The organism is Kitasatospora sp. A2-31, from assembly GCF_022288725.1.
GTDB lineage: Bacteria > Actinomycetota > Actinomycetes > Streptomycetales > Streptomycetaceae > Kitasatospora.
On the sequence record NZ_JAKNTA010000253.1, the window covers coordinates 1 to 1122 of the forward strand.

The window sequence follows — 1122 nt, forward strand, 5'->3', positions numbered from 1 at the left end:
CCAGCCGCAGCACCCGGCGGACGAAGCCGGTGCGGGCCCGCTCGTTGTTGGGCGCCAGAGCCAGGAAGAAGGCCGGGATGCCGATGGTGAGGGTGGAGAGCACCGTGGAGTGCCGTGGCAGGAACGGGTACGGCGAGTGCGTGAAGATCACCAGCAGCGCGAGCAGCACCGAGTAGACCGTCTTCACCAGGAAGAGCCCGGCCACCCGCTCGATGTTGCCGATCACCCGGCGGCCCTCGGCGACCACGGAGGGGAGGGTGGCAAACGAGTCGTTCAGCAGCACGATCTGTGCGACGGCCTTGGTCGCGTCGCTGCCGGTGCCCATCGCCACGCCGATGTCGGCGTCCTTGAGCGCCAGCACGTCGTTGACGCCGTCGCCGGTCATCGCCACGGTGTGCCCGCGTGACTGCAGCGCGCCGACCAGCTCCCGCTTCTGCTGCGGGGTGACCCGGCCGAAGACGGTGGTCCGCTCGGCGGCGTCGGCGAACTGCGCGGGCTCGGCGGACAGGCTGCGCGCGTCCAGCGGCCGGTCGGCGCCGGGCAGGCCGAGGTGCGCGGCGACGGCGCCGACCGAGACGGCGGCGTCGCCGGAGATCACCTTGGCCTGGACGCGCTGGCCCTCGAAGTAGCGCAGGGTGTCGGCGGCGTCCTCGCGCAGCCGCTGCCGGAGCACGACCAGGGCGAGCGGCTGCAGGTCGGCGGCCGGGTCCGGGGCGTCGAGCGGGACGGGGGTGCGGCCCAGCAGCAGCACCCGCAGGCCCTTGGTGCCGAGCTCGTCCACGTCGGCGAGCGCCGGGTGCCCGGCCGGCAGCAGCACGTCCGGCGCGCCGAGCAGCCAGCTGGCCTCGCCGCCCTGCGGCTCGAGCAGCTGGACCCCGCTCCACTTGCGGGCGGAGGAGAACGGCATCGCCTCGATCCCCCGCCAGCCGCCGCTCGCGCCGTCGCCGTCGCCGTCGCCCCCGCCCAGCCCGTAGGCCTCGATCACCGCCTGCATCGACGGGTTGGGGCGGGCGTCCGCGCCGGCCATCACGCCGAGCGCCTGCTTGATCACCTCCGGGTCGGCGTGCACGGAACGGGCCGGCGGGGCGTCCGCACGCGGGTGGCCGTCGGCCCCGGCCAGGG

Annotated in this window: 1 protein-coding gene; it reads right to left on the bottom strand. The window is 75.3% G+C overall.

All coding sequences use genetic code 11. The features are described 5' to 3' along the window. Window positions 1–1122, bottom strand: a 1122-nt coding sequence (locus tag MCM47_RS41275; protein WP_238951890.1) for an HAD-IC family P-type ATPase, incomplete at both ends; no start/stop codon positions are given.